General features: G+C 68.5%; 21 protein-coding genes, 1 tRNA gene and 3 pseudogenes. 12 read left to right on the plus strand and 13 right to left on the minus strand.

Features of this window, described 5'->3' with window-relative positions; all coding sequences use genetic code 11:
• The first annotated feature begins 115 nt into the window (after positions 1-115).
• The 6 genes and pseudogenes from FEF34_RS22140 to FEF34_RS22165 all read left to right on the plus strand — a co-directional run bounded on the left by FEF34_RS22140 (position 116) and on the right by FEF34_RS22165 (position 6529).
• Positions 116-1396, plus strand: coding sequence for a hypothetical protein (locus FEF34_RS22140; protein WP_138054704.1), 1281 nt, complete (start codon positions 116-118; stop codon positions 1394-1396).
• 167 nt (positions 1397-1563) lie between these two features.
• The gene (locus FEF34_RS22145) at positions 1564-2196 is read left to right on the plus strand and encodes a MarC family protein (protein ID WP_138054705.1); all 633 of its coding nucleotides are present in this window, start codon (positions 1564-1566) and stop codon (positions 2194-2196) included.
• A 657-nt stretch (positions 2197-2853) separates the two neighbouring features.
• Complete coding sequence (locus tag FEF34_RS22150) at positions 2854-3309, plus strand: hypothetical protein (protein ID WP_138054706.1); 456 nt, start codon at positions 2854-2856, stop codon at positions 3307-3309.
• Positions 3306-3644 carry a transcriptional regulator gene (locus FEF34_RS22155; RefSeq protein ID WP_234042510.1) on the plus strand — a complete coding sequence of 113 codons (339 nt, stop codon included), beginning with the start codon at positions 3306-3308 and terminating at the stop codon, positions 3642-3644. Before FEF34_RS22150 ends, FEF34_RS22155 begins: the two co-directional genes overlap by 4 nt.
• A 630-nt stretch (positions 3645-4274) precedes the next feature.
• A pseudogene (locus FEF34_RS22160) lies at positions 4275-4705 on the plus strand (tyrosine-type recombinase/integrase); the annotation flags it as partial.
• Positions 4706-5110: 405 nt separating this feature from the next.
• Complete coding sequence (locus FEF34_RS22165; RefSeq protein ID WP_138054708.1) at positions 5111-6529, plus strand: ATP-binding protein; 1419 nt, start codon at positions 5111-5113, stop codon at positions 6527-6529.
• 198 nt (positions 6530-6727) lie between these two features.
• Here the strand turns inward: FEF34_RS22165 and FEF34_RS22170 are convergent.
• Positions 6728-6898, minus strand: a pseudogene (locus FEF34_RS22170) (helix-turn-helix domain-containing protein); the annotation flags it as partial.
• A gap of 186 nt (positions 6899-7084) precedes the next feature.
• Between FEF34_RS22170 and FEF34_RS22175 the strand changes: the two are divergent.
• Positions 7085-8179, plus strand: a complete 1095-nt coding sequence (locus FEF34_RS22175) for an IS630 family transposase (protein ID WP_138051939.1) — start codon at positions 7085-7087, stop codon at positions 8177-8179.
• A 146-nt stretch (positions 8180-8325) separates the two neighbouring features.
• On the opposite strand, the gene FEF34_RS22180 is transcribed toward FEF34_RS22175, so the two are convergent.
• The 3 genes from FEF34_RS22180 to FEF34_RS22190 all read right to left on the minus strand — a co-directional run bounded on the left by FEF34_RS22180 (position 8326) and on the right by FEF34_RS22190 (position 11510).
• Positions 8326-8853, minus strand: a complete 528-nt coding sequence (locus FEF34_RS22180; RefSeq protein ID WP_138054709.1) for a hypothetical protein — start codon at positions 8851-8853, stop codon at positions 8326-8328.
• Between the two features lie 125 nt (positions 8854-8978).
• Positions 8979-9788, minus strand: a complete 810-nt coding sequence (locus FEF34_RS22185; protein ID WP_234042511.1) for a site-specific integrase — start codon at positions 9786-9788, stop codon at positions 8979-8981.
• 768 nt (positions 9789-10556) lie between these two features.
• Positions 10557-11510 (minus strand): IS481 family transposase, encoded by a 954-nt coding sequence (locus tag FEF34_RS22190; RefSeq protein WP_138054710.1) that lies wholly within the window; start codon positions 11508-11510, stop codon positions 10557-10559.
• A 248-nt stretch (positions 11511-11758) separates the two neighbouring features.
• On the opposite strand from FEF34_RS22190, the gene FEF34_RS22195 reads away from it, so the two are divergent.
• Both FEF34_RS22195 and FEF34_RS22200 read left to right on the plus strand, forming a co-directional pair.
• Entirely contained in the window at positions 11759-11968 is a 210-nt protein-coding gene (locus FEF34_RS22195) for a hypothetical protein (protein WP_138054711.1), read from the plus strand.
• A 309-nt stretch (positions 11969-12277) separates the two neighbouring features.
• The gene (locus FEF34_RS22200; protein WP_138054712.1) at positions 12278-12601 is read left to right on the plus strand and encodes a hypothetical protein; all 324 of its coding nucleotides are present in this window, start codon (positions 12278-12280) and stop codon (positions 12599-12601) included.
• A gap of 177 nt (positions 12602-12778) precedes the next feature.
• On the opposite strand, the gene FEF34_RS22205 is transcribed toward FEF34_RS22200, so the two are convergent.
• The 5 genes and pseudogenes from FEF34_RS22205 to FEF34_RS22225 all read right to left on the minus strand — a co-directional run bounded on the left by FEF34_RS22205 (position 12779) and on the right by FEF34_RS22225 (position 15495).
• The gene (locus FEF34_RS22205; RefSeq protein WP_138054713.1) at positions 12779-13408 is read right to left on the minus strand and encodes a DUF4291 domain-containing protein; all 630 of its coding nucleotides are present in this window, start codon (positions 13406-13408) and stop codon (positions 12779-12781) included.
• Between the two features lie 4 nt (positions 13409-13412).
• The gene (locus FEF34_RS44310; protein WP_407698299.1) at positions 13413-13616 is read right to left on the minus strand and encodes a hypothetical protein; all 204 of its coding nucleotides are present in this window, start codon (positions 13614-13616) and stop codon (positions 13413-13415) included.
• A 15-nt stretch (positions 13617-13631) separates the two neighbouring features.
• Positions 13632-14141, minus strand: coding sequence for an HNH endonuclease (locus FEF34_RS43945; protein WP_325063644.1), 510 nt, complete (start codon positions 14139-14141; stop codon positions 13632-13634).
• Positions 14056-14747 (minus strand): annotated as a pseudogene (locus tag FEF34_RS22220) (IS5 family transposase); the annotation flags it as partial. The gene FEF34_RS43945 and the pseudogene FEF34_RS22220, both read right to left, overlap by 86 nt.
• Positions 14748-14796: 49 nt before the next feature.
• Positions 14797-15495: a hypothetical protein gene (locus FEF34_RS22225; protein WP_138054714.1), complete on the minus strand. Its 699-nt coding sequence runs from the start codon at positions 15493-15495 to the stop codon at positions 14797-14799.
• Between the two features lie 266 nt (positions 15496-15761).
• Here FEF34_RS22225 and FEF34_RS22230 point away from each other — a divergent pair, with 266 nt between their 5' ends.
• The gene (locus FEF34_RS22230; protein WP_138054715.1) at positions 15762-16106 is read left to right on the plus strand and encodes a hypothetical protein; all 345 of its coding nucleotides are present in this window, start codon (positions 15762-15764) and stop codon (positions 16104-16106) included.
• Between the two features lie 105 nt (positions 16107-16211).
• Here the strand turns inward: FEF34_RS22230 and FEF34_RS22235 are convergent, their stop codons facing one another.
• The 3 genes from FEF34_RS22235 to FEF34_RS22245 form a co-directional block, all read right to left on the minus strand.
• Positions 16212-16457 (minus strand): hypothetical protein, encoded by a 246-nt coding sequence (locus FEF34_RS22235; protein ID WP_138054716.1) that lies wholly within the window; start codon positions 16455-16457, stop codon positions 16212-16214.
• Entirely contained in the window at positions 16457-18070 is a 1614-nt protein-coding gene (locus tag FEF34_RS22240) for a tyrosine-type recombinase/integrase (protein WP_138054717.1), read from the minus strand. The genes FEF34_RS22235 and FEF34_RS22240 overlap by 1 nt, the downstream gene beginning before the upstream one ends.
• 87 nt (positions 18071-18157) lie before the next feature.
• Positions 18158-18230: transfer RNA gene (locus FEF34_RS22245), tRNA-Arg, on the minus strand.
• 461 nt (positions 18231-18691) lie between these two features.
• On the opposite strand from FEF34_RS22245, the gene FEF34_RS22255 reads away from it, so the two are divergent.
• A complete protein-coding gene (locus FEF34_RS22255) occupies positions 18692-20428 on the plus strand; it encodes a class I adenylate-forming enzyme family protein (protein ID WP_138054718.1) in 1737 nt (578 codons plus the stop codon).
• 237 nt (positions 20429-20665) lie between these two features.
• On the opposite strand, the gene FEF34_RS22260 is transcribed toward FEF34_RS22255, so the two are convergent.
• Positions 20666-21934: a M6 family metalloprotease domain-containing protein gene (locus FEF34_RS22260; RefSeq protein WP_138054719.1), complete on the minus strand. Its 1269-nt coding sequence runs from the start codon at positions 21932-21934 to the stop codon at positions 20666-20668.
• A 301-nt stretch (positions 21935-22235) separates the two neighbouring features.
• Here FEF34_RS22260 and FEF34_RS22265 point away from each other — a divergent pair, with 301 nt between their 5' ends.
• The gene (locus FEF34_RS22265) at positions 22236-22886 is read left to right on the plus strand and encodes a TetR/AcrR family transcriptional regulator (RefSeq protein WP_138054720.1); all 651 of its coding nucleotides are present in this window, start codon (positions 22236-22238) and stop codon (positions 22884-22886) included.
• Positions 22887-22894: the final 8 nt, after the last annotated feature.

The following is a 22894-nucleotide window of genomic DNA, read 5'->3' on the forward strand; positions in this document are numbered from 1 at the left end:
AACGCGTTGAGCGACCGTGGGGGTTACTGTGGCGGCCGCTGTTGTTGTGATCAACGGGCCGCCCCGCCCGCTTCCGGCTCGCGGGGCGGCCCGCCACGACCGGACAGGTACGCCCATGCGTCTCGCATCTCCCCGCCCCCGCCTTCTCAAGGCCGTCGCAGCGGCGTGCGCGCTGTCGGCGCCCCTGGCCCCCGCCGCCACGGCGGGAACGCCCGCAGACGGGAACGACCGCCACCGTGCGGGTGCGGTCATCACCGTGACGACCACCAGGGTCGGCGCCCCCGGCAATCCCCCGGTGAGCGTCGTCCCCTTCACCGATGCCGTCTACGCCGACTGCTCCGCGGCTCCCGGGACGGCGCGCGGCTGTCTCACGGTCGGCGGGGTCGACTACCCGTACGAGATCGGCAAGCTCGAGATCACCGTGGCGCAGTGGGTGGCCTTCCTGAACACCGCGGACCCCGACGGACGCGATCCCTTCGACCTCTACGACGAGAGCGAGAGCGGAGCGACCTGGCCCAAGTACGGCCAGGTCGAGTTCTTCGAGGACGCACGCAGGGGCCGCCACTACGCGACCGCCCGGCCGGAGTGGGCGGACAAGCCGTACGGCTTCGCGGACTTCCTCGACGCGGCCCGCCTCGTCAACTCCCTCGTCAACGGCCGGGTCCTGGCCAAGGACACTCGTACCGAGGGGGCGTTCACGTACGTCACCTACAAGGTGCGGCTCTCACCGCGGACCGAGCGCGGGATGTACGACCTGGACCGCCCGGACACGACACGGACCGAGGACACCGGCTTCGTCGTACCGAGCCAGAACGAGTGGATCAAGGCGGCGTACTACGACCCGAACGGCGGTGGTACGCAGTCGTACTGGAAGTACCCCACCAACCCGGGCGTCTTCGGCGACGGCGACGCGACCGCCCCCAGCCCCACCGTCCTCAACCCCACCACCGGCGACGTCACCAACTCCTCGACCCAGCCGCTCGCTTCGTACCACCCCTCCGGCGGCGCGGCCCCCACCTGGTGCCCGGCCCAGGTGCCGCCGGCCGACTGCGACACCGTCAATCCGCTCGGCCTGGACCCCACGACCTATGCCGATCTCTACCAGGGCAGCCTCGGCACGGTCGGCCAGGCCCGCACCACCTCCCCGTGGGGGACCCTCGACCAGGGCGGCAACGCGGTCGAATGGACCGACACCATCACCCCGCCTCCGACCGGGCAGGACTTCGGTCGCGTCTGGCGCCGGCTGCACGGCGGGGTTTCGAACTCCGCGCCCTACCAGATGTGGCCCTCCGCGGTCGGACTCCAGCCGCAGGACAACTTCTTCTACCGGCACACCTATCCGTGGCTCGGCATCCGGATCGGAGTGGTCGGTGACGTGGGGCCGAAGGGGCCCTGACGACCCCGTCCGGACCGGGCCCGGCCAGCGGGGCCACTTCGGCGAGCCGGGCGAACGGACGGGACGCCTGCCGTCGCCCGGGACGGCTCCCGTGCGGTCGCCGGGCCGGAGGGAGCCGACCTCCGCCAGCACCGAGAGCCCGACACAGGACAGCGGGAGACGACGGCATGAGCACCCTTGAGCTGACCATTCAGGCGACCATCGCGATGGTCCTGCTGGTTGATCCGTTCATCCGAGGCGTCTTCTTCCGTGTGCTCACCGACAACGAACCGGAGCGGCGGCGGGAGTACGTCGGCCGCATCATGGTGGTCATCGCGATCACCCTGGGCGGCGCGGCCCTGATCGGCAAGCCGGTGCTCGATGTGGTCGGCATCGATCTGTCGGCGTTCGGTTTCGCCGGTGGTCTGGTGCTCCTGCTGATGGGGTTCGAGATGCTCTTCGGCGGCGAGCCGACCCGGGCGCAAGGCGGTGCCGCGGCGCACGAGGAGCCGGCGCCGAGATCGGCCGAGGACTCGATCGTGGTGCCCTACGCCATCCCCTTCATGGCCGGTCCCGGGGCCATCACCACGGTCATCGGCATCGCCTCGACGGGGCGGGGCTGGTCGGGCACGATCGCCGCGCTCATCGCCGTCGCCATCACCGTGGCCCTGATCCCGGTGGGGCACCTGCTCCTGGTCGAGAGGCTGCGGATGTCGGCACAGACCATCGCCATCGTCACGCGGTTCGGCGGACTGATCGTCGCCACGATCGGGATCCAGCTCATGCTCAACGGGATCAGGACGTACTTCGGCCTCGGCTGAGCCCCGCGGCCCCCGCCGACTCGGCTGAGGCCGGCACGCCGCAGCGGTCCCGCACGGTGTTCCCGCCCGGCTCCTGGCCGCTGGGGAACACCAGGCACGACCCGAGCGGCAGGGCGAAGCACGGCAGCCTCGTCCGGCAGGACATCGCACGGCCGGCCTGCTTCTCCGGCGACCCGCCGGAGCGCGACTGCGCGCTGCCGCTGCTGGAACCGGGCGACACGGTCCTGGCCCCGGACACCAGCGCGCTCGGATTCTCGACGCGGTTCCGCCGCGACAGCCCGCCGGAGCCTGCCGCGTACGGCGCACGGGCCGGCGGCGGGGACGGGGCGGTCAGGTCGGCTTCGAGCTCCTTCGACCGGCCCGGGATCCGTACGAGATGGCGGCCGGCGGTGGTCCGGACGTGCCCGGGTCCACCCTGCTGCGTACGGCTTGACGACGGGCGGCACCCCGGTCGGGCCGGCCCCGCTTCCGTGCCCAGAACCGACCTGCTTCCGATCCGCTTCCGGCCCGCTCCGGGCCTTGGGACGGCCGGTCCGCCGTCCCCGTTGTGCTGCGCATGCCGCCGACCGCGAGGGGATTACCTTCGGCCGAAAGTATTTTTGTAAGGCAAAAATATATGCCGTGATGGAGGTGCTTGATCAAACGAAAGGAGGCGTCATGTCCGATGTCCGTAACTGGACGGCCGGCGAAGCCGCCGCGGCCCTGCGCACGGCCGAGGACGCCAGGGCGGCCGCGGGGGCCGCTCCGCAGCGGACCCCGGCCTGGTTCGGCCCCGTGCAGGGCGTCCTGTTCGCCGCGGCGACCGCGCTGTTCTTCGGGTTCACCGGCGCGGCGACGGTGGGTGCGGCGGTGCTGGCTGCGGCGGCCTTCGTCGCCGCGCACGTGGTGGCCGTCCGCAGCGGAGGAGTCATCGCCTGGCCCGCGAGCGCGCCGCTCAGGGTGCGATTGCTGTCGCAGGCCGCCCCGCTCGCGGCCTACGGCGTCGGATGGCTCGCCGCCCTTCCCGCCGGCCGCACAGCGGGCGCCGTGGCCTCTGCGGTGCTGGGCGGAGTGGCGCTGTGGGCCGTGAGCGTATGGCGGAACGCTGCCTTCCGGGACCGGGGGAAGGTGTGAGCAGACACGTCCCGCAGGGCCTGGACGAGGTGATCCATCACCCCACCCGCCTCCAGCTGATGGCCTTTCTCTCGGGTTGCGCCGAGGCGGAGTTCGGGTCGGTGAGGGACTACTGCGGGATCTCGGACGCCAGTGTCAGCCGCATTGCCCAGGCCCTGGAGTCGGCGGGCTATGTGCAGGTCCGCAAGGGATACATCGGCAGGCGGCCCCGCACCTGGCTGTCACTGACACCCGAGGGCCGAACGGCGCTGGTCGGCCACATGGCGGCGCTCCAGTCGCTCGCCGCGGCGGCTCAGCAGGCGGGTGCGCGGAGCCCCGGGTGGTCCGCCGAGTGACGTCCGGCCGGCCTGTTGTGGACTACGAGCAGGCTGCCTGCACCCGGTTGGAGACGCCGAGCTTCGCGTAGATGGAGCTGACGTGTCCTTCACCGTGGCGGGGCTGAGCAGTGGACGGTTGCCGATCTGTACGCCGGACGGGCCGCGGGCGAGCAGGTCGAGGGGGTGCCGGGCGGAGGTGCCGGCCGAGCCGCCGACGCCGTTGGAGGAAGAGCGCGAGATCCTGCGGAAGGCGGTTCAAGTCCCGCACGCTCAAGTCCGCGTGCGCGCTTGTGCTTGCCGGTGCCACTCTGGCAACCGGTCGCCCCTACGGCCCCTACGGCCTCTGCTGCTGAGCAGCCTGCGCAGCGTCCCGCCAAGGTCGTTGCCGCCGACAGCAGGGGTGGCGCCTTCCTTGACCTCGCGTCTCAGGGCTACACCTGCGGGGAAGCCGTTAAGGCTTTCAAGGACTCTGACGTCGTTACGGTCGTACGAGGGGAGATCCCGGGCGAGGACCGGGCTGAGGGCCCTAAGAGGGTTGCACGAGGCGTCTCCCTCGGCTGGTACGTCTACAAGAAGCTGAGCAAGTCCCAGGCCACCGCCATCAACTACGGTAGCGCCGCCACCGCGGCGGGCGTCATCGGCGCGATGAGCCGTCGCAACCGAGTGGTGCCGATGCCCGCGTTGTGCATCGCGCCGCTTCGCTGGCATCGGCTTCGGCAGCGGGATGCATTCGCGCGCACGGGCGTCGCCTGGCCTGAGAGCGGCTACGTCTTCGCCAGGCGGAACGGCCGGTCGGTCGAGCCGCGCAACGTCTACCGTTCGTTCACACGGGTCGCGGTCGATGCAGGGCTGCGGGTGGGCCGGCTGCACGACGCCCGGCACGGCTGTACGACGCCCGGCACGGGTGCGCGACGCTCCTCACCGCGGCCCGGGTCGCGCCGCGCGTTGTGATGGAGATCCTCGGGCACAGCCAGGTCGGCATCACCATGGACGTCTGCACGCACGTCGTGCACGACACCCAGCGGGAGGCGATCAGCCACATGGAGCGCCTGCTCAGGCGGCGCCGACCGGTCGCCTGAGTGGCGACTGCCGTCGAGTGGTGCCGTCGAAACGGCCCGGACCTTGATCGGTCCGGGCCGTTTGTCTGGTGCCTCGGCAGGTTTCGAACCTGCGACACCCACTTCAGGAGTGGGATCGAATCTCTGACGGGTGATGCGTGGTTGTGCCGCGTGGTGCTCTTCTGCCTGATCAGCGCTGTGCGGCATGGCCGGCCCATCCGGCTCAGGACGGCTCCTGTTGCGTAGTCCGCTCACGCATCCGGCGACCGTGGGGCGTCCAATGGAGGACCGTGCTGGAGCGCGAAAGGCTGATTTCTCCTGTGGGCACACCGGGGGAGTAGCAGCTCCCGGGTTGTAACTAACATTGGTGTCGCTAACTGCAATGTTAGTATCCGGAGTATTAGGTGATACTCGGGAGGTGGCGGCATGGCGGATTTCGTGGGCAGGCGGCACGAGCTCGAGACACTGGATCGCGAGCTGGGGAAGGTGACGGCCGGGGTCGGTGGGGAGCGGCCCGGGCGGTGCGTGATGCTTCGAGGACGCCGCCGGGTGGGCAAGTCGCGGTTGGTTGAGCGGTTCGCCGAGAGGTCCGGTGCGCCGTTCCTCTTCCATGCCGCCACAGGGGCGTCGCCGGGGGCGGACCTGGAGCGGTTCAGCCAGGATGCGCAGTCGTCCAGCCTTCCGCTGGCGAACCTGCTGTCCGCGGCCCGCCCGGCGAGCTGGGATGCGGCCTTCGACGTGCTGGCGGCGGCACTGCCCCACGACCGGGCGAGCGTGGTGGTCATGGACGAGGTGCCCTATTTGATGGATGCGGAGGGTGCCTTCGAGGGCATGCTTCAGCGGGCCTGGGACCGAGTGCTGGAGAAGAAGCCGGTTCTGCTGGTTCTCATCGGTTCCGATCTGTCGATGATGGAGGCGCTGAACAGCTATGGACGCCCGTTCCATCAGCGTGGACGGGAGATGGTGCTGGGTCCGCTCAACCCGGCGGAGGTGGGCGAGATGCTCGGCCTCGATCCTGCCTCGGCCTTCGACGCGGCCTTGATCACCGGTGGACTGCCTTTGATCTGCGCAGAGTGGACGCACAGCGCCGGGATGTGGGAGTTCCTGCAGGCGGCGCTCAGCGATCCGGTCTCGGCCTTGCTGGTGTCGGCGGAGCGCTCGCTTGCCGCGGAGTTCCCCCAGCAGGTCCAGGCTCGCACCGTCCTCTCGGCGATCGGTAGCGGTGAGCGGACGTTCTCCAATATTGCCCGCGCCGCCGGCGGGATCGGGGCGACCCCGCTACAGCGGTCGCTGGGGATCCTTGCGGACAAGCGGGTGATCGCGGCGGAGCTTCCCGTGTCCACGCGGCCTTCGAGGGATCGTCGCTACCGGGTCGCGGATCCCTACCTCCGCTTCTGGCTGAAGCTCCTGGGCCCGGCGATGGAGGAGATCGAGCGGGGCCGGGGTGACCTGACGCTGCAGCGCATCCGCGAGAGCTGGACCAGCTGGCGTGGCAGGGCCATTGAACCTCTGGTGCGCGAGGCTCTGGCACGGCTACTTCCCGATGCGAACCTCCCGGCTGCCCCCGCCATCGGCGGTTACTGGACCCGTACCAACGATGTGGAGATCGACATCGTGGGAGCGGACCGCGCGCCGATCGCCAAGGAGTTGTTGTTCGTCGGCTCGGTGAAGTGGCTGGAGAACTCCCCGTTCGACCGGCACGATCTCGCGGCGCTGCACCGGCACCGCGCCGCGCTCACGCCTGCTCCCGTGCCTGTGATGGCCGTCTCGCGCAGCGGGACCGACTGCGCGGGGCTCGACGCTGCGTACGGCCCGGCGGAACTCCTCTCGGCGTGGTCCTCCTGAGGATGCCGGAATACGTGTTGGGGCCAGGTGTCTATCGCCTGTTGCCCCACTTGGGTCGGCCGCGAGCCTCCGGCCCACCGCGACGGTGACGCACTCCCGCTCACGCAAACGGCCCCGAACAATGAGTCCGAGGCCGAGTAGGCCCTCCCTAGAGAGAAACCCTAGGTCAGAGCGGTCATGCGTGCTGCCCCCGGCAGGATTCACGATCGAGCCCTTCGGCGCCCGCCGGTACTTCGGCGGATCGTCGCTGGCCACGGCCCGCCGCACGGTGTTCCGGGCGATCCCCAGATGCCGCGCGATCCCCTTGATCGACATGCCCTCCGCGCGGTGGAGCCGCCGGATCTCAGCCCAGTCCTCCACACCGGTCACCTCTTCCACCTGGCCCTCATGGAGCCAGACTGATCACTTGATCACGGAAGGGGTCACTTTTCATCGACCGATAGGGGGTCACGGTTCACGGAACGCCGACAGGCAGGTTACGCCTTCTGATCCGTAGCTCTAGTGTCTCGTGATTCCGTTAGCGTTACTTGATCTTGTGTGGCAGGGTGGCTTGGTATGGAGCTCTCCGTGGAACAGGTCGCCGAGTTGCGGGAGTTGGTGAACAGCAGGGACGTGCCTGCGGATGTCGCCACGCGGGGCCGGATCGTGCTGTGGTCGGGTGAGGGGCGCCGACGCAAGGACATTGCCGAGTTGCTCGGGGTGTCGCTGCCCACCGTGGACCGCTGGAAGACCCGTTATGCCGAGCAGGGCCTGGCGGGGCTGGACGGGGAGCGTCCCGGTGGTGCACGGGAGCAGGTACCGGCCCGGGTGCGGTCCCGAGTGATCGCGCTGACGCGTATGACACCGCCGGACGGCACGGGGCTTTCGCACTGGTCCACACGGGAGTTGGCGAAGTACCTGGAGCGGACCGAGAACGTCACCGTGTCCTGGCACTACATCGCGCGCGTCTGGCGCGAGGAGAGCCTCAAGCCGCACCGCAGTGGCACCTTCAAGATTTCGAAGGACCCGGCGTTCGCGGAGAAGGTGGCCGACGTGATCGGCCTCTACCTCGCCCCGCCGGGCGGCGCGGTGGTCCTCTCGATCGACGAGAAGACGCAGATCCAGGCGCTGGACCGAACCCAGCGGGTACTGCCCGTCGCGTTCGCGGCGAGCGAGAAGCGCACCGCCGACTACGTCCGGCACGGCACCACGAACCTGTTCGCCGCCCTGAACGTGACCACCGGCGAAGTGCTCGGCGAGTGCAGGCCGACCCGGAACGGCAAGGACTTCCTGACCTTCTTGAAGAAGGCGGTGAAACCACACGCCGGAAAGGACATCCACGTCGTCCTGGACAACCTCTCCACGCACACCACCCCAGAGGTCAAGGAGTGGCTGGCCAAGAACCCGCACGTCCACTTCCATTTCACTCCCGTCGGCTCCTCGTGGCTGAACCAGATCGAGATCTGGTTCGGAATCCTGACCCGGCAGTCCATCCGCCGCGGCACGTTCTCCAGCGTCAACGTCCTGATCAAGCAGATCCGCGACTACATCGACTCCTGGAACGAGAGCGCGAAACCGTTCACCTGGACCGCGACCGCCGGCGAGGTCCTCGCCAAAGTCCGACTCGTCGCGACCAACATGAAGAAACTCGTCAATAACAACTCGAACTGACATGAACAGGATCACGAGACACTAGCCGGATCGGTCAGCAGCGATTATGCCGGCAGAAATCGAAGTCATGGCGACCACTGCCGAACGCGCACGGTTGCTGTGGTTGCTGTACTTCGCTGCTGTACAGCAACTGTGCCCTGACGCCCTCACCCACTGACTGCCAGAACGATGAGTAGCGGGCCGTAGATCAACGCGGCGGCAGCGCACAGTTGGCGCCACCGCACAGACCGGCGCAGTTGAACAGTGCCATCCCATTTGCCACCACGACGGGCCTTCTTATGCGCCTTGCAGAGAATCCTCAATGCCTTCTCATACGTCGGGTACCCCGTGAAAGCCCCGATCAGTGAGCCGCCGAAGGCGATTGAGCCGAGTTCGCGTTCATCGCGCAGTCGGATACACAGACCGTCGTCCGCTGTGATCCGTGCAACACCTGACCACGCGACTGTTGAGGTCACGACGATGTTAGTGACGATCAGGTGAGAGTCCGTGAAACGGATGGCCGAGTGCCATCCCGTCATCCACAAGAAGACCACAAACGTCGCGACCACCAATGGGGGCGCGTATCCGTCATCGCGCATGAAGACCGCAGCCCCCATCGCGCACGCGTAAAAGGCAACCCCCATTACCGTCGACAGCCAAGTGAAGAACGGCCGACGCACGACGTTCTCACTCATTTCACATCACCCCGGAAGGATCTTCTATGCCGAGAAGGCGCAGGTCAAGGGGCTGCATCACAGGTCGGCGGAGCGGCTTCGGCCGGTGCCCTGCCCGGTTCGGGGTCGGGCATGATCAGGGGGCTTTACGCTCGCCAGCGAAATCGGGCAGGCGAGCCTGCTCCTGTAGTGCCCGATTGGCCCCTGGTCTTGCTCGACGCGGGACCCGAACCGGGGAGGTGGGTAAAGCCGTGGAGCCGGCCGCCCCCGCTGATGGGCAACGACCATGGAAGCGGGTCCGTCGACAGCGCACCGCCGCCGCGATCCGGCCTTAGTCGAAGCACAATGCGTCTTTGACCTGTATGTATGGCATCCCCTTGCCCCTCTGACCATGTGTTCTCGCCCCTTTGTGGGTTGGGGATCTCTGGCTTCGAGCCGATGTAGGTCATGGTCGACTCGGTGTGGCGGTGTCCGGCGAAGGTCGCGATGGCGTGCAGTTCCGAGCCCATCCTTGCCAGGTCCGTCAGGCAGAGGTGGCGGGTGGTGTGCGTGGAGAAGCGCGGCAGATCGGCGGTCAGAGCGACGCTGCGGATCACCTTCGACCAGGTCCACAGAGTCAGCGGCTGCCCGTGGTTGCGGCGCGACTCCGACAGGAACAGAGGGCCGCGGGCCCGGCTGATCGTGGCCCGATGCACGAGGGAGTCGGACAGCAGCACGCCGGTCGGCGCGGAGTACGGGATCACGCGCTCGCGCCGAGTCTTCGTCGCTTCCGCCCTGATCCGAAGCGTCCGGTGGGCCGGATCGACGTCGTCGGTCCGCAGCGAGCAAAGCTCATCGCGCCGCAGAGCAGCGTCGTAGGCCAGGGCGAGCATCACCCGGTTCCGTACCGGCTCCCGGCGCACGACGTCCAGCAGATCGAGCCACTGCTGTTCGCTGGGGATCCACGGCAGCTTCACCAGGCGCGGCACAAGCCCGCGCGGGTGGCTGCCGAACTTCCGGCCCCGCGTGTAGCGTCCGCGGCCGACGGGGTTCGACTCTCGCAGCCCCTCCTCGATCAGGTAGTCGTAGAACAGCCGTACCGGTACCAGCCGCTGCTAGCCCCGGTAGCGAGGCTTCAGCGAAGCCCGCATCAGGGCCCTCCAAGCGGTCGACCAGCTTCTCGTACCGATGCTGGGCCAACTCGTCCTTCGCGGGCATCTCGCACAGCTCCCCACCTCTGCCCGCAGTCGCATGTGTGCCATATGTGTGCTGCGAGTACGAAGGCCTCCCGTCCGATGGACGGAAGGGCCTCTGACCAGGTGTTTCTCTGTGCCCCCGGCAGGATTCGAACCTGCGACACCCGCTTTAGGCGCGAGGTTGGGCGAGTTGCCGTCTGACCTGGGTAACGCCGGCTTGGGTGCCTTCGGTGCATCAGGCCCGCTGACAGCCGCCGTTCCCCGTGAGTCCCCGCTCCATCTGGCACGCGTGTGGCACGCTGACCCTCTCGATGCGAACTCCGCACAGTGTGGTCGCTGAGGTCTGCGTGGTTGGCCGCTATGCCCCTCTGATTCTGATGTGTTGAAGGTCGACAGCGGTCGGCGTGGTTGCTGTACTCCGCTGCTGTTCGAGGAGCCTGTGCACAGAACTAGAGGTATTCCGCCCCGCTATGGTGCCGGGGAGATTGATTGCTACTCACACTCCCTGGGGAGAGCATGCGCGTGCAAGCCTTGAAGTCCGTCCTCGCCCTAGTTGTATTGCCCTGAGAGGTTAGGAACGCGGCTGGCGGGTGGCTGGCCCTTCAGCGCGGTGTGTCCGCGGTGGTGATTGTAGGTGTGCAGCCATGTGGGGAAGGCGTCGCGTCGTTCCTGTTCTGATCGGTAGGGCTTTGCGTAGGCCCATTCGTCGAGCAGGGTGCGGTTGAGGCGTTCGACCTTGCCGTTGGTCTGCGGCCGGTAGGGCCGGGTTCGCTTGTGAGTGATCCCTGCGTCGGCGAGTGCATCGCGCCAGGTGTGCGACTTGTAGCAGGCGCCGTTGTCGGTCAGTACGCGCTCGACGGTGATCCCGACGCTGGTGAAGAAGGCGTGGGCGCGGGTCCAGAAGGCGGTGGCGGTCTCCTTCTTCTCGTCCGGGTGGATCTCGCTGTAGGCGAGGCGGGAGTGGTCGTCGACCGCGGTGTGGACGTAGCTGTAGCCGGCGTTCTTGCGGTTCTTGCGTCCGGCTTGGCGGCCGAGGGTTTTGTGGCCGCCGCCGTCGGGGATGTTGCCGAGCTTTTTGATGTCCACGTGGACCAGCTCGCCCGGGCGGTCCCATTCGTAGCGGCGTATGACGCGGCCGGTGGCCCGGTCCAGGTGGGTGAGCCGGGCCAGGCGGTAGCGGACGAGGACTCGGTGCACGGTCGAGGGCACGAGGCCCAGCAGGTGCGCGATGCGGGCCGGGCCCCACCGGCGGGCGAGGCGGACCTTGATGATCCGGCGTTCGGTCCGGGTCGGTGTCCGGCGGGGACTGCGATGCGGTCGGGAGGAGTGGTCGGCCATCCCGGCCTCGCCCAGGGCCCGGTAGCGGTCGGCCCACCGCTGGGCGGTTGTGGGCGAGACCTGGAAGCGTTCGGCGGCCCGGCGCAGGGGCCAGCCGTCCTCGACCACGCAGCGGGCCAGGCGTAGCCGCCCGGTCTCGGTCAGGGGTGCATTACGGTGGGGCACGAGGGCCTTTCTGTTGGTGTAGACGTCGCAATCCACACCGAACCGGAAGGCCCTCACCCGTTCAAGATCCCTCAGCCGAGATCTGCCTCACCGTCCACAACCTCCCGGGACAGAACACCTAGTGCTGCTCGCCGGGCTCACTGCCTGCGGGGCATCGGCTGAGCCGGCGGAGGCTACAGACAGCGTCCCCCCCGACTCCGACAGCACGTGCGGAGACCACCACACAGGCTAACCAAGGCATCGGGCCCATGGCCGATTTCGTTGGTGGGAACGTCAAGGGGGCGCTCATGCAACTCGACCCGAAGGTCGACGTGAGAGTCACTGACAGCAGCGGGCAGGACCGCGAGATTGGCGATGAGAGCGATTGGAAGATTTGCACCCAGGAGCCGTTGCCTGGCTACCCGCCTAACGGACAGGTCATCCGCTTCGGCGCGGTGTTGATAGGCGAGAACTGCTGACGTCCGAGGTGAATCCGGCCTGAGTAAGGTCCGAGCGCCGGTCGCCCAGGAACCCTCTGGGCTCGCCCCGTAAGAGTGAGTCCCGTGACCGCGACGATCTTGAAAACCGTCGTGGGAGCGATGTCACCGTGGGTTCAAATCCCACACCCACCGCACGTGAACGGCGCCTGACCAGGCAACTCGGTCGGGGGCTGTTCCCGTTCCCACCTCCGTGATCAACCGCTGTTCCCCGTGGTTTCCCACTCGATGGGGCACGCAAAGGGCACGGTGTGGGCCTGTCGTGCGGATCATGCATTGAGGATTTGGCATATGAGCTACTTCATGTACGACGTCATGGGCGGGACGGTTGATGAACCCGACTCTGAGACGATGCGTCGGGTCCTGGATGGCCTGGCGGACGCCGACGACGAGCATCCGGATGTGTCGTTGTCACATGAGTCTGGCTGGTCCCTCAGCGCGTTCGTCGGTGGCCTGCTGCTTTGGGAAAACACCGAGGACGACTCAGTAGTCCCCGGCCAGATGCGCGCAGTCAGCACGGACGAAGTCCTACGACTGTTTGGGCTCCTCGCTGCCGGCGACATCGCCGCGATCGACACACAGCCCTGGCAGAGGTATGGGGTCACACGCTCGTAGTCAGGGTCGGCGGAGCGGCTTTGGGCTGGAGCTGCCATGGGGCGAGAGATCGGGCCTGTAAGCTTTCCGCGACTCGGGCAGTCTCTGGACTGCCCGCAATAGCCCGATGTGGGCCCCGATCTTCGAGGCTCGCCCCATGGTGGCTGCGTAAGAAGTCATCTCAATTGGGTTTCCTGCCTATCGGTGTAGGTGAGTCAGAATCTCATCGCTCACGGGATAGGGGCGTTCGTGCGGCAGGAGTTGCTGGGCGGCGTCCAGCTCTCCGCCCTGTACATGGGCGTGGATCGTCCGGGCCAGCGGCGTGACGTCGGCGATGGAGACGATCCACTCGTCGGCGTAGAGACGTGCGGCTTCGTCGGCGAGGCCGAGTTGTAGCGATCGGTGGGGTAGGGGCTGAAGATGCAGGTCGCGTTCGGGGTCCCATTGAACCCGGGCAGGAGCCCGCTTCAGCTGGCGCCTCCACGTGTTGCGGTCGGTGTGGAGGCCGTGCTCATAGTGGGACAGGCAGGCGTGCCGCAGTGCCCACCTGAAGCCTTCCCGGGTGATCTCGACGGCGAGGACATGCTCCTGACCTTCCTTGGTGCCCCACCCGCAGCGGTACATCATCCACAGAAATGACGGCTTGATCCACGTCATCCGGTCCCGCTGCCACACTGCCGGGAATCGACCGTCTCGGGCCGCCTCCAGACCGATCTCCGGCGAGTATGCCTGGTAGACGGTGATCGTCGAGTCCGTGTGAAGGGCTCTGATCTGATGCTTGGGTTGTGTCACTGGATCAGGGTGATCACACCGCTTCACGTGCGCCATCGAATTACCGCGGCGTGGCGCCTCCGAGTCTGCGGTAGCAGATGAGGGTGCAGGCGATGCTGGTGAAGGCGAGGAAGTGGTCGGCTTTGCGTTCGTAGCGCCGGTGGAGTCGGTGGCAGCCGGAGAGCCAGGCCGTCGGGTCGGCCGTGGGGCGAGTCCTGTTCCGCGCGGCCTCCCGCCGAACCGGACATGACGGTTTCCCGGTCATCCGGCTCTCCAGTGACTACTGCGCGAGTGGTCTGGCTGGCCGTTCCGAGTGGATGCGGTCGTGGCAGGTGTCGCAGGCCACGACGGTTTCGCGGCACCGGTGAAGCATGACGCGCGCCCAGTCGGAAGGCTGCCATCCGGCATGCGCGAGGTCGGCGAGAGCGCGGACGTGGTGCACTTGCACGTTGCCCTTGCTTCCGCAGATCTCGCAGGTGTCCGTCAGGAGTCTCGCGATGAGTTCCTTCTGCGGATAGTCCACCCGGACCGGTTCACGATCGGCGAGTTCCGCCGCCCGCTGCCCTGCCGTTGGAGGGGAATTCCACCGAACCGTGCCACCAGCGGTTTCCTCTTCTTCCGCTCGATACGGGCCTCGAAACAGACTCGGGGACCGCGTTCCTCCCGGCTGAACCGGGGATGCAAACAGAGCGCCTCGTGGCGCACATGGTGCGTTCGATGGTCCAGCAGTGGCGGCCCAGCCGCTGTGAGGACTCGACGCCCCTGCGGGCGATGCGGTGGGTGATGCCACGCTCGCGTAACCATCGCCGCAGATGGGAGTAGTCGTAACCCTTGTCCCCATGCAGCTTGCCCGGCTTGCGCCGCCGGGGCCCGCAGCGGGATCGGATCGGCGGCATGCCCTTCACCAGCGGGATCAGGGCCTGACTGTCGTGCAGGTTCGCTGCCGAGATCCCGACGGAGATGGGCAGACCGGTTCGCTCGGTGATCAGATGGATCTTTGAACCGTACTTGCCCCGGTCGACAGGATTCGGGCCTGTCAGGTCCCCCTTTTCAAGGCCCGCATGTTGACCGAGTCGATCGCGCAGCGGGACCAGTCCAGCTCGCCCCGAGACCCGAGCTCGTCGAGGGTCAGGCGGTGGAGCTTCGCCCACACCCTGGCCTTCGTCCACTCCGAGAAACGCCGGTGGGCTGTGGCTCCCGACGGCCCGAACGACGCGGACGGCAACTGCTGCCACGTACAGCCCGACGTGGCCACGAACACGATCGCGGCCAGCACCTCTCGGTCACCGTGCCGACGCCGGCCACCACCCTGAGGCCGCGAAGGGGCCTCAGGCACCACCCGCTGAAACAGCTCCCACAACTCGTCCGGCACCAGCCGCTCAACGATCCCCACCACGGCTGACAGCCTACAGATCGGCCAAATGAGATGACCTCTGAAGTGGTGCTCAGCTCCCGTCGTGCAGCGCGCTACTGATCTCCAGAAGGCGCCCCTCGGGCAGAGCGAATGCGTTGCTTGGGTTTCGGTAGGAGTGCCCACCGTCGTTGGTCCAGACGCCGCCTGCCGACCGCCACCGAACGGGAGCCCATCGACCCTGGTTCTCAAGGAGCATCCTTGCCACCTCGGCGGGCTCTTCGATCAAGGTGAGAGCCGCGAGCGAAGTGGTGAGAGTCGCGGCTGCATCGTCGGAAAGTAGCGCGTCGCCGAGTGTGGGGAAGAGCAGCAAGAGACGGGCGTCAGCATCACCAATGCCTTCTGCTGCCGACTGCCGAGCAACGGACAGCAGTTCCGGCCAGGCCATGCCGGGCCCCATGAAGTGACCGTCGACCACAGCGAGGGTTTCCGCTTCGGACCAGTCCGGCTGATGGATCAGATAGTCCACACCCCATTCGTCCACGAAGTTGCGGTAGACGACGTAGATGGTGTGCCCAGAGCGCAGCGGCACACTGAACACCGGCCACTCATGCTCGGCGGACAGTGTGCGATACAGCTCCATGGCCGCATCCCAGTCTGCGCCGAACGCGGCTCGTTGTGCATCCTCCCCCCGCAGGCAGGAGCCGAGGTGCACAGGCCAGAACAACGGGTCGTCCAGGTAGGCGTCGCCCCGGACCAAGGGGCCGCCTTCGTATCCGGGGATCTTGAGCATGTGCAGATGATCGCACGCGGGACAGTCGCCGCGTGAGGAGCGAGGTTCGGCCCTCCTCCGCCTCAGTTTCCGTCTCGTTCACTGTCGTTCGCGAAGGTTCAGACGAGACCGGAGCCAGTAGCCGCTAGCTCAACCGGCCGGCCATGAACGCAGTTGCACGGCCCCGCCCAAGGCACCCGCAGCCACCACCACAGTTGGAAAACGTGTTGGTCACCACTGATGCTCGGACCGGCGGCACCACCAGTCGAGGCGAGTAGGTTGACGCCGTGGACGATGAAGAGATCACCATCAGACTCACACGCGATCAAGCGTTCGTGTTGTCGGACTGGCTTTACCAAGTCATGTTCCAGTCCGATGACCTTGAGGGGATCATGCGCGACCGAGCTGTCTGGTCACCGATCTACACCATCTCGGGAACGCTGGACACGACGCTGAGCGAGATCTTCATGCCCGACTACGCCGAGCGGCTCGACGCAGCCAAGGAGCGACTCCGAGCCGACCTCTACGGCGATGCCGACGGACCAACGGCGTCAGGCAGGGACGCGGACGCCGCACCACAAGCGCACCAGATAGAGCGGGGAACAGCGGGGAATCACGGTGAGAGCAGCTGAGCCAGACGAGGCCCCGGCCCAGCCATCAGCCCAGCTCAGAGCCCAGACCGGCCCCGAATGATCGCAGCTTCCCAAGCTGATGGCTGCCGTCCGAAGACCTTCACGTCAGCCCGTGTAGCTCTGCTTTGGCACGATCAGTGTCTTGGTGGCCTGTCCGACCAGCAGCACCGCGATGACGTGCTCGGTCACGAGCATCCGCACGACTCCGTCGTCCTCGCCGTACACCTCGGTCGCGCCGATCGGGTCCTCGCAGGCTGCTGCCGGAGCGAGCGCCAGCTGCTCGCTCTCGGCCGGTGGCATCGCGTCGTGCACCGCTTCCGTGCCGATGCCGTACTTGAGGCGGTAGGCCATCAGGCGACGCCGCGGGCGCGGGCGGCGGCGGCCTGGGCTTGGATGCGGCGGCGCGGTGAGCGGTGCCGACCGAGACGCCATGGGCCTGGGCGATGTCGCCGATGGTGGGGACGTCCTCGCCGGGCAGCATCGTGCCGTCCTTGATGGCGTCCGCGAGATCCTTTGCGATCACTTCCCCAGGGAGCGAGCTCGCGCGGTGGGGCAGCTTCCATCTTGATGGTTCGGCCGATGGGGCCCACGGTCGCGTCTGGCCGGGCCTGGACGGCCGCCTCGCACTGGCCGCACAGAGCCTCGGCGCCGTCCTCGGTGACCACGAACATCTCCCACAGCGATTCGTTGCCGCACTCGCAGAGCAGGCGGAGCCCGTTGATGACGGTGATGACCGGCTGCTCGGCGAGTAGCCCTTCCGGCACCGGCACCGGCAGCTGCTTGGCGAAGGTGGTGACCGCCTGCCGGTCGGAGGTGGCCAGGAAGGCCGCGTAGTACTTGAGCGTGGTCGCGCCTCCACCGCCGTGGCCGACACGGCCTGCGACCGTTCGTACGTCGGCACCGGCACCCAGGAGCTCGGTCACGTTGTACGCACGCAGGTCCTTCAGTCGGTGGGTATGGATCTTCAGCTTCTCCGCGAGGCGGCGGTGACGCTGGCTGACGCTCGACGGCACGAGCGGGGTGGAGCTGTCGGCTTCGCCGGAGAACACGAAGGCATCGCGCGCGACTTCGCCGCCGAGTGCCTTGCAGCGTTCCTCGGCTCGGGCTCGGTGGGCGGCCAGGACGGAACGAGTGATCACGTCGATGGCCTGTTTACGGCGCTGGTGGGTCTTGGTGTCCTTGATTCTGCGGTCGTTGTTGGAGTGCTTCACGAAGAGTTCGAGGCGGTCGAGGTTGATGTCCGACCAGCGCAGGGCGCACATCTCGCCGCGGCGTGAGCCGGTGACCATCGTCATGAACAGGAACGTTCCCCAGTCCAGGTCGCGTTGCCAGGCGGTGTTCAGAACCAGGGCCGCCTCGCCGGGAGTCGGCGGGTCGGGGTTCGGCTTGGGCTGGGACGGCGGCTCGGCGAGGGCCGCCACGTTCGTCGTCACGTAGCCCCAGCGCAGGCCGCGGTTGAGTGCCGGGCGCAGGATGAAGTGAATCTTGCGGACGGAGTTCGCGGCGAGCGGCTCGCAGAGGTGCTTCTGCTTCGTCTTGGGGTCGGTCTTGCCGTTGCGGCGGCCTTCGCACTGGTCCTGGCACTGCCGGAGACGGGCGTAGAACAGCTCCAGTATCTCGGCGGTCAGCTTGCCCGCCTTGAGGTAGCCGAACGTGCGCTTGAGGTAGTTGCGGATGATGCCCTCGGCCCGCTCGTACGACGTCTCGTCGAGCTCGGCGACGCCCAGCCACCGGTCGAGCAGGAATGACATGGTCACCTGCGTCTTGGGGTGGCGGTTCTCGTCGACCTGGTGGAGGAGCCTGGTGCGGACCTTCTCCGCCTCGGGCTCCGTCTCGGCCTGCTCGTGGAGGTAGAGGTCCTTCTTCGTGAGCGGGTCACGTCCGGCATAGACCCGGACGTGAAAGCCGGCCCCGTTGGGACGGATGCTGCCGCGCTGACGTCGCTTGCTCTTGGTGTCCGCCATGGTTCTGGAACCTATACATGGTTAATGCCATGGCTACGACGAACAGCGCGCCTACCTCAGAGAGGTAAACGCGCTGGTCAGACACAGTGCCCCCGGCAGGATTCGAACCTGCGACACCCGCTTTAGGAGAGCGGTGCTCTATCCCCTGAGCTACGAAGGCGAAGGTGTGGATCTCTGCGAGATCCGGCGTCTAGCCTAGCGGATCCCGGCTGCTGCCCGGCAAGATTCACGTTTCTCCTGTTCAGGGTGTGTGCGGGCCTGGATCGGGGTGGAGTCGGGCCGAGGTGCCGTGCTCGTTCCAGAAAGGTGATCGTCGCGTCGACGTCCGGCACGGCGGGGCTGGTCATGGTGTGGGACGGCGCAGGGTGGTTGGCCGCCGGGAGTGCGTCCATGAGGCGCCGTGCTGTCCGGTCGGGGCGTCCGCCGGGGCCGGTGAGGGGTTTCGGTGCGCCTCGTCGTCCCGCACCTGGTCGCCCGTCGCCGCAGGTGGGCGGGGATGCGGACAGGCCGGTACGGGGGCCGGGCTGCCGGCGGCCGACCAGGGTCCCCGGCCTTGACGGGCCACCGGGCGCGGCATACCGTCGGCCCGCGAGCTGAGCGAGCGCTTAGGAGGGACCGTTCATGCCGTTCTCCGGAGATCCTTCGGACCGCCTCACGGCCCCGGGTGCCCCGTTCGCGGTCGAGGACGGGGTGTACGCGTCGGGCCCGCGCACGCTGCGCGAGTTCGTCGAGGCCACGTGGGCGTTCGAGGGTCGGCTGTTCCTGGTCGCGGAAAGCGGGACGTACACGTACGGGGAGTTCTTCGCGGCCGCGTCCGCGCTGGCGAACCGGCTGGTGGACGTGCACGGACTGCGGCCCGGGGACCGCGCGGTCGTCGGCATGCGCAACCACCCCGAGTGGCAGATCGCCTTCTGGGCCGCGCAGTTGGCGGGACTGGTGGCGGTGCCGCTGAACGCGTGGTGGACCGAGGAGGAGTTCGCGTACGCGCTCGACGACTGTTCGCCCGGTGTGCTGCTCGTGGACGGCGAGCGGCTGCCGAGGGTGCGGGCGTGGGCGTCGCGCAGTCAGGTCCCCGTCGTGGTCTTCCACGACGAGGGGCCGGTCGGTGGTGGTGCCGGGGTGTCGGCGGGTTGGGAAGGGATCGAGCGCTACGAGGACCTGCCCGTACCGGCCCCCGGCACGGCCCCGCCGGATGTGGACGTACGCCCCGAGGACGACGCCACGATCATCTACACGTCCGGCACCACGGGCCGGCCCAAAGGGGCCGTCGCCACCCAGCTCGCCCAGGCGGGCGCGGCGATGAACCCGCGCTACACGGCCGCCGCCTCGGCACTCGCCAGGGGAGTGCTCCCCGGACAGGGCCCGGCGCCCGTCACCCTCATGACCTTCCCGTTCTTCCACGCGGCCGCGTTCACCACGGTCTACTCGGTGATGTCCGTCGGCGGCACGCTCGTCCTCATGCGCAGGTGGGACGCCGAGCAGGCGGCGGCGCTGATCGAGCGGCACGGGGTCACGCACTACTCGGGTGTGCCGACGACCGCGCTCCAGCTGCTCGACGCCGTCGAGCGGAACGGGAGCGGGCTGCCGAGCCTCACCCACCTCAACACCGGTGGCGCCGCGGCTCCGCCCGGTCTCGTCGCGCGGCTCACCGCGCGCTTCGGCGAGCGTGTGGAGCCCCGCAACGGCTACGGCCTGACCGAGACCTGCGGGGGCGTGACGGCCAACTTCGGTGCTTCCTACCGGGAGTTCCCGGACAGCGTGGGCCGGCCGACCCCGGCCACCGAGGTGCGGGTCGCCGGACCGGGCGGCGAAGCGGTGCCGGAGGGGGCGGTCGGCGAGCTGTGGCTGCGGGGCCAGTCCCTGGTCCGCGGCTACTGGCGGGACGAGGACGCCACGGCCGGGGCCTTCACGGCGGACGGCTGGTTCATGACCGGAGACCTCGCGACCCTGCGGGACGGCCGGGTCTCGATCGTCGACCGGCTGAAGGACATGGTCGTCCGCGGCGGTGAGAACGTCTACTGCGTGGAGGTCGAGGCCGCCCTGCACGAGCACCCGGCGGTCGTGGACGCCGCCGTGCTGGGCGTCCCGCATCCCCTCCTCGGCGAGGAGGTGGCGGCCGTCGTCCATTCGGCGCCGGGCGCCGTCGTCACGGCCGACGAACTCCGGGCGCACGTCGGGCGGACGCTCGCCGCGTTCAAGGTCCCGGCGCACGTCCTCGTACGGGAGGAACCACTGCCCCGCAATCCCACGGGGAAGATCCTCAAACGGGAGTTGCGCGAACCGCTGGCGCGGCAGGTCGCGGGCGGGGCCCATGGGCGGCGGGCTCGCACCGACGGACAGGGCGTGGCGGCTGGTTGAGGCGTCCGGGGCCGTGGCCCTCCACGCGAGGCGCGGGACGCGTGAGGTGGGACGGTGTGCGCGCTCTCATGCCCCGCCGGGGTGGTGCCGTCCGGGCGGGGCCGCCGCGCCCGTACGGGTCTTCACGGTGTCACCGGGGTGCTGCGTCCGCGCGAGGCCACCGGCCCCGTGCGGTGCCGCCGCGGGACTGTCGGGGTGTGCCCGGCGTCGCCGGGCCGCCGCGCGGTCGTGCCGCGGTCAGGAGCGGGTGATCCGCACCCGGTAGGTCCCGTTGGCGTTCTCCGAGAGGACCGTGATCCGGAGCCTGTTCCTCTCGTCCGTGAACGTCTCGCCCGGCCGGTACGGGGCGTCCGACAGCTCCGCGTGCACATTGGGCCGACGGGTGCAGCCCCCGCTGTCCTTGTCGCTGTCGGCGACGGCGACCGGCCCCTGGCCCGTGTCGACGTCCGTCCTGACGTGGTAGACGAGGACGCCCGGTTTGCAGACTGCCTCGTCGTTGCCGGCCCGGGTGCGGACCTCCAGGGCGTACCCGGTCTCCGAGTCCAGGGGGACGACGACGAGCTTGCGGCCCCCCTTGAGGGCGAGCGGGGTGAGGTCGTACTCGCTGCTGCCGGTGGCGGCGGCGCACTGGATCTGGTCGTTGTCGAGCCAGCCCAGTTTCCACTTGTGCCAGCCGAGGAGATCGTTGTTCGCGCCCCAGTCCTCGGACATGATGTCCCAGTGGCCGACCGCGCCGCCGCCCTCCGCCGTGTAGAGGTCGGGGAGGCCGAAGACGTGGCCGTTCTCGTGCGGCAGCACCCGGTACCCCGTTTCGGAGTAGCTGCCCGAGCCGTCGTCCTGACGGCTGTAGACGAAGCTCGTGTTCGCGAGCGGCACCCCGTCCGCGTACGGTGCCTCGTGGTTGCCCGAGAACGTCACGGACAGCACGGTGTCCAGTGCCGACGGCCCCGCGTTGGGCGTGACCAGCACGTTGACCAGGTCGTACGAGCTGAAGTCCACCTTGTGGTCGGTCGCGGTCACGAGGTCCTGCACGAGCTGGCGGTAGCCCGGTTCGTACGGCGAGCCGCGGTCGATCCCGTAGGCACTGAACGCCATGGGCATCCGCAGCCAGCCCGGCAGCGGCGTCTCCGGCCGGTAGTCGAGCCGTCCGTAGGAGCTCGTGGCGAACCACTGCTCGGTCTGCGGGAAGAACTCCGCGAACCGGTCCAGCGCGGAGCCCGCCCCCTCGGCGTCCGGGAAGTCGATCATCAGGTTCAGGGCGCGGATCTCGCCCGTGGAGCGCACGTAACCGGACGGGGTCGGGACGCCCTCGGACATCTGGACGCCGGTCGTGGAGGTGAGGCGGCACGGTTCGAGGGCCGATTCCTCCGCCGTGGCGATGGGGCCCGCCATGGTCCGGGACCCGCCGGGGAGCATTGAGCTCGCCGAGGTGAGGGTGGCGAGCGTGATGACGGCGAGGGCGCCGAGCGTGCCGGGTCTGCGTATCCGTCGGCGGGTCTGCTGCATGCGGTCGTCCGCCTTCGGCTCGGCGGCAGCCGGCCGGGCCCGGGCTGCGCTCGTGCGTTCAGCCTGTTCGGAGGTGTGGCGGGGCGCGCGCCGGGAGGGCCGATCGTGGGACACGCCGGAACGGCAACGTGATTCAGGTCACATCGACTGGTTCGGTGTCACGGAAATAACCGGGGATCCCTTCCCCGTTTGCCTTCATGTCCGCAGGAACCGGGGATCCCTTCCCCGGTTCTGGGCGGGCGACGGACGCGGCCGCAGTCAGGGGCCGTGCCCATCCGGTCGACCGAGAGGACGTGGAGCCGTGAGCCCCGCCACCGACACCGCGGCGCGGCGCGCCACCCGGCCGCGGGCGGACGCCCAGCGCAACCGGGAGCGGATCGTGAGGGCGGCCAGGGAGATGTTCGTCGAGTTCGGCCCCGAAGTGCCGCTCGACGAGATCGCCCGACGTGCCGGCGTCGGCAACGCGACCCTGTACCGGAACTTCCCGGACCGTTCCTCCCTCATCCACGAGGTGGTCCTGTCCGTCCTCCGCCGCACCGCCGACCGCGCCGAGGAGGCGGCCGTGACGGAGGAGGATCCCTTCGTCGGGCTCAGCCGCTTCACCCACGCGGCGGCGGACGAACGGGTCGCGGCCCTCTGTCCGCTGCTCAGCGGCGACTTCGACAGGGATCATCCCGACCTGGTCGCCCAGCGCGACCGGCTCGAAGGGGCGGTCCAGGTGCTCGTCGACCGCGCTCACGAGGCGGGCCGGCTGCGCGCCGACGTCGCCGTGGGGGATCTGATGGTCATGCTCTCCCAGCTCACCCGGCCGCTCCCGGGCACCGCCTGCCTGGACATCGACCGGTTCACCCACCGCCATCTTCAGTTGTTCCTGGACGGGCTCGAAGCGCCGGCGCGCTCCGAACTGCCGGGTTCGGCCGTGACCCTGGAGGACCTGAGGCGCTCGCGGTGACACACACG

It is taken from the genome of Streptomyces marianii (assembly GCF_005795905.1).
Classification (GTDB): domain Bacteria; phylum Actinomycetota; class Actinomycetes; order Streptomycetales; family Streptomycetaceae; genus Streptomyces; species Streptomyces marianii.

What these genes read in the sequence shown, in the direction of transcription:
- FEF34_RS22140 (WP_138054704.1), top strand. Translation starts at nt 116, where the DNA reads ATGCGTCTCGCATCTCCCCGCCCCCGCCTTCTCAAGGCCGTCGCAGCG.
- FEF34_RS22145 (WP_138054705.1), top strand. Translation starts at nt 1,564, where the DNA reads ATGAGCACCCTTGAGCTGACCATTCAGGCGACCATCGCGATGGTCCTG.
- FEF34_RS22150 (WP_138054706.1), top strand. Translation starts at nt 2,854, where the DNA reads ATGTCCGATGTCCGTAACTGGACGGCCGGCGAAGCCGCCGCGGCCCTG.
- FEF34_RS22165 (WP_138054708.1), top strand. Translation starts at nt 5,111, where the DNA reads ATGGCGGATTTCGTGGGCAGGCGGCACGAGCTCGAGACACTGGATCGC.
- FEF34_RS22175 (WP_138051939.1), top strand. Translation starts at nt 7,085, where the DNA reads ATGGAGCTCTCCGTGGAACAGGTCGCCGAGTTGCGGGAGTTGGTGAAC.
- FEF34_RS22180 (WP_138054709.1), bottom strand. Translation starts at nt 8,853, where the DNA reads ATGAGTGAGAACGTCGTGCGTCGGCCGTTCTTCACTTGGCTGTCGACG.
- FEF34_RS22195 (WP_138054711.1), top strand. Translation starts at nt 11,759, where the DNA reads ATGGCCGATTTCGTTGGTGGGAACGTCAAGGGGGCGCTCATGCAACTC.
- FEF34_RS22200 (WP_138054712.1), top strand. Translation starts at nt 12,278, where the DNA reads ATGAGCTACTTCATGTACGACGTCATGGGCGGGACGGTTGATGAACCC.
- FEF34_RS22205 (WP_138054713.1), bottom strand. Translation starts at nt 13,408, where the DNA reads ATGGCGCACGTGAAGCGGTGTGATCACCCTGATCCAGTGACACAACCC.
- FEF34_RS44310 (WP_407698299.1), bottom strand. Translation starts at nt 13,616, where the DNA reads ATGACCGGGAAACCGTCATGTCCGGTTCGGCGGGAGGCCGCGCGGAAC.
- FEF34_RS22225 (WP_138054714.1), bottom strand. Translation starts at nt 15,495, where the DNA reads ATGCTCAAGATCCCCGGATACGAAGGCGGCCCCTTGGTCCGGGGCGAC.
- FEF34_RS22235 (WP_138054716.1), bottom strand. Translation starts at nt 16,457, where the DNA reads ATGGCCTACCGCCTCAAGTACGGCATCGGCACGGAAGCGGTGCACGAC.
- FEF34_RS22240 (WP_138054717.1), bottom strand. Translation starts at nt 18,070, where the DNA reads ATGGCGGACACCAAGAGCAAGCGACGTCAGCGCGGCAGCATCCGTCCC.
- FEF34_RS22255 (WP_138054718.1), top strand. Translation starts at nt 18,692, where the DNA reads ATGCCGTTCTCCGGAGATCCTTCGGACCGCCTCACGGCCCCGGGTGCC.
- FEF34_RS22260 (WP_138054719.1), bottom strand. Translation starts at nt 21,934, where the DNA reads ATGCAGCAGACCCGCCGACGGATACGCAGACCCGGCACGCTCGGCGCC.